Origin of the sequence: Bradyrhizobium sp. 132 (genome assembly GCF_023074185.1) — a bacterium.
Taxonomy (GTDB): domain Bacteria; phylum Pseudomonadota; class Alphaproteobacteria; order Rhizobiales; family Xanthobacteraceae; genus Bradyrhizobium.
Genome location: NZ_JADPKY010000032.1, coordinates 1 through 3,692 on the forward strand (window position 1 = coordinate 1; position 3,692 = coordinate 3,692).

The 3,692-nt window shown below is 65.3% G+C and carries 3 protein-coding genes and 1 pseudogene; 2 read left to right on the top strand and 2 right to left on the bottom strand.

Translation table 11 applies throughout. The annotated features are described in order from the left end of the window. Positions 1 to 1,257 (bottom strand): reverse transcriptase domain-containing protein (locus IVA74_RS05300; RefSeq protein WP_346730919.1); only part of this gene is annotated, 1,257 nt, incomplete at its 3' end. Positions 1,258 to 1,803: 546 nt separating this feature from the next. Here IVA74_RS05300 and IVA74_RS05305 point away from each other — a divergent pair. Further along, a pseudogene (locus IVA74_RS05305) lies at positions 1,804 to 2,802 on the top strand (IS256 family transposase); the annotation flags it as partial. A 14-nt stretch (positions 2,803 to 2,816) separates the two neighbouring features. After that, on the top strand, positions 2,817 to 3,140 hold the full coding sequence (locus IVA74_RS05310) for a hypothetical protein (RefSeq protein ID WP_247337951.1): 324 nt from the start codon (positions 2,817 to 2,819) through the stop codon (positions 3,138 to 3,140). Here the strand turns inward: IVA74_RS05310 and IVA74_RS05315 are convergent. Next, positions 3,119 to 3,692, bottom strand: a 574-nt coding sequence (locus IVA74_RS05315; protein ID WP_247340595.1) for a transposase, incomplete at its 5' end; no start/stop codon positions are given. The genes IVA74_RS05310 and IVA74_RS05315 overlap by 22 nt on opposite strands.

Below are 3,692 nucleotides of genomic sequence, written 5' to 3' on the forward strand. Positions count from 1 at the left end.
CACAAGGCCCCAAGCGAGGGCCGTCGCAAGCTTGAGTTCGGCGCCGGAGATTGCCAGGAAGCAGGCGCGCTCGCGGCCGATGCGGCGGGGGATCGCTGCCCATGTGCGAGTGATGCGTGGAGTTGGCAGGCGGAAGCGTGCCGTCAGGGTCTCGAACTCCGGCCAGCTCATGCGCCGACTTTTCTGGCTGCGCCGTCTCAGACAACGCAGCCAGGTTCGACGCACTTCGCGGTAGAAGCCATTGAGCGCTGGATAGTTGTGCGGCCTGCCATAGTAGCCATAGTGCCCGCGCAGAACGGCGGCGAACCACTCGTACTGCGTGGCCAGTGGCGCGTGCATGAGCCGCCAGGCCTCCTGGCGCAACGCCGTCAGCTTGCGCGTCAGGCGTTTCCCTTCCGTCTTGTGCTTCACGATGAACCGGCCATCTCGGGTCCGCCCGCAGTAGTGGGTAAAGCCGAGGAAGGCGAAGGTCTCTGGCCGCCGCTCGCCCCGCCGCTGACGCGAGAGGGCCGCGAACCGGCCAAACTCGATCAGCCGCGTCTTGTTCTCATGGAGCGTCAGGCCGAAGCTGGCCAGCCGCACCTTGAGGGCCAAGAGCATCTCCTGCGCATCCGCCTTGCTCTCGAAGCCCATGACGAAGTCGTCGGCATAGCGCACGGTCACAACGCGACCGCGTGCATGGCGACGGCGCCATTGGTGGGCCCAGAGATCGAGGACGTAGTGCAGGAAGACGTTGGCGAGAAGCGGGCTGATGCCCGCCCCTTGCGGGGTACCCCTGTCCGTTTCTTGCTTCTCGCCGCTCTCAAGGTAGACGGCGCTCAACACCTCGGCCACCGCGCTTTGGACGATCTTGTCCTCTAGCGCCGGCACACCGAGAGGTCGCTTACCGCCATCGACTTTGGGGATGTAGACTCGCCGCACCGGCTGTGGCCGGTAGCGACCAGTGTGGACCCGTCCGCAGAGGTCGCGGATGTTATCCGTCAGCCCCTCTTCGTACTTCGTCACCGTTGCCCCATCGACCCCCGCGCTGGCCTGCCGCTTTTGTCGTCGAAACGCCCGAAGCAGAGCGTCCTCGTCGATGTGGTGCAGCAAGGCTGTGAACCGGGTTTGGGCAGCCTGCTTGGCCGCCGCGTTCACCCGATCGAGGTTCGGCGGCAAGGCAACCCGGCTCTGTGTCCGGACCCTGGCCTTCTCGCGCGGGCTCCCCTCGGGCTGACCCCTTCCCTCCATACGTCTCGTTTCCTTCGACGACTTCACAGGTACTATGGACCAGTCCGACTCCCGACCTCAGCTCGGACCGCGGCTCTGGCTGTGCCTTGCCGCTGTCCCCCACTGGAGACCAATCCAATGGACCCGGTCGGGCCTCTCATGTTCCGATGATTGCCTTCCATGCGTGATGCGGCCATCGACCCCGACGGGAGCCGCATCGTGTCGCATAACGACGATGCTCATGCTGCCTTCGTGACTAGGGAACACACTCGGCCTCCGCGAACATCCACCTTTCGAGGCTCATTCCCGCACCCCGCATGGCTCCTGTCTACACTTCAGACCTCGCGTTACCGCGACGCCCGCAAGACTCGGTCCCGGCTTGCCTGCTTCGGCTTTGGCCGGATGGGACTTCCACCCACAAGCAATCATCAGCTTGGCATGACGTACTCCCCTGTGGTGGTGTAGCTCGGTAGAGCAAAGCCGCCCGCACGCGCGCCCGCAATAGCGCCGTAGCGGGCGGGCGGCTTTGCGTGGTCACCGGCGGTTCGCCGGTAGGTCGGGTTGCTGACACCAACCTGATTCGAGGAGCCACCGATGACCGACGAGATGATGAACCTTCGCACGCTCGTGGAGAAGACCCCTGACGCCGATCTGTTGCGCGAGATGATCGGCTTTGCCGCCCAGCGTCTGATGGAGCTGGAAGTCGAAGGCCAGACCGGGGCGGCCTATGGCGAGAAGTGCGCCGAGCGCCTGGCGCAGCGCAACGGCTATCGCGACCGGACTTGGGAGACGCGTGCCGGCGCGGTCGAGCTGCGCATCCCCAAGCTGCGCAAGGGCTCCTACTTTCCGGGCTTCCTGGAGCCCCGCCGGATGGCCGAGAAGGCGCTCATCGCCGTGGTGCAGGAAGCCTATGTGCAGGGCGTCTCGACCCGCTCGGTGGACGATCTGGTGCAGGCAATGGGCATGAGCGGGATCTCCAAGAGCCAGGTGAGCCGGCTCTGCGGCGAGATCGACGACAAGGTGAAGGCGTTCCTCGCCCGCCCGATCGAAGGCGATTGGCCGTATCTGTGGATCGATGCCACCTACGTGAAGGTGCGCCAGAATGGCCGCATCGTGTCGGTTGCGGTAATCATCGCCGTCGGCGTCAACAGTGACGGCCGGCGCGAGATTCTGGGCATGGATATCGGCCCGTCCGAGGCCGAGACGTTCTGGACGGCGTTACTGCGCAAGCTCGCCCGCCGCGGGCTTCGCGGCGTAAAGCTGGTGGTCTCCGACGCTCATGAGGGCATCAAAGCTACCGTCAACAAGGTGCTCAATGCTACCTGGCAGCATTGCCGCGTGCACTTCATGCGCAACGTCCTGGCGCATGCCGGCAAGAGCGGCCGGCGTGTCGTCTCCGCCTTCATCGCCACCGCCTTTGCCCAGGACGATGCCGAAGCGGCCAGGGCTTAGTGGCGCAAGGTCGCCGACCAGCTCCGTCCCAAACTGCCAAAGCTCGCGCCCTTCATGGATGAGGCCGAGCCAGACGTGCTGGCCTATATGACGTTCCCACCGCAGCACCGCACCAAGCTGCATTCCACGGATGAGATGGACAAGCGATTTTTTTCATGACCGAGATGACGATTGCAGAAATCGCGTACGTCCATTCTTTTGTTCGGCTGCGCCGCGGGCCATTCTTCCGTCCCGGCCATCGATCTCGCAGCCGCCGCGCGCAGGGGCGGTCAAGGCTGGCCGCGTTTGCGGCCACCGCAAGGCTTGGCCTTGACCGGCCCGAGCACGGCGGCATGCTGGCGTGGAACGGGACTGCATTCCTGGCTGGCACTTGCCGTCAGGCGGGATTATCCTGGGTGGGCGCGGGCGACCTCGTGGCGAAGCGTGGCGCATCGGCTGCAAGCGCCACCAGGCTGCCCTATTTTGTCTTGCCGAGTTGAGGCGCCCGCGCGCCGGTTTTTGGCCGCCGTGGTTTCCATTGCGTCACCAAGCGCTCGTAGCTTTGCTCCGCCTGTGCGGCAATCAACATCTCGCGGTCGCGCAATGCCTTGATGTTGTAGGCATACGCTGGCCCACGCCGGCTGCCTTTCTGTTGCGGATGTCCGGCTTGAAGCTGCATCGCGCGGGTCTTAATGGCGACCAGTGCCGGGCGCGCCCACAGGTAATCCTCGCCCTTCGTCAACAAATGCCAGCAAAGCACGGTGAGCTTCCGGGCCACGGCCACCGCGGCGATCTGATGGCCGCGCCGGGCGCGGATGCGCACGAAAAACGCATGCAGCGGACCGGGCGCCTTGGCCGCTGCCCAGGCCGCCTCGACCAGCATGGCGCGCGCGTGACTGCGGCCGATCTTGCTGATGCGGCCGTGATGGGCGGCGCCCAGTCCGGACTGCCGTACCCGCGGGTTCAGCCCAAAATAGCTCACCAGCTTCTGCGGGCTGTTGAACCGGCTGATGTCGCCGATCGCCGCCATGATGCCGGCAGCGACCGCCAAG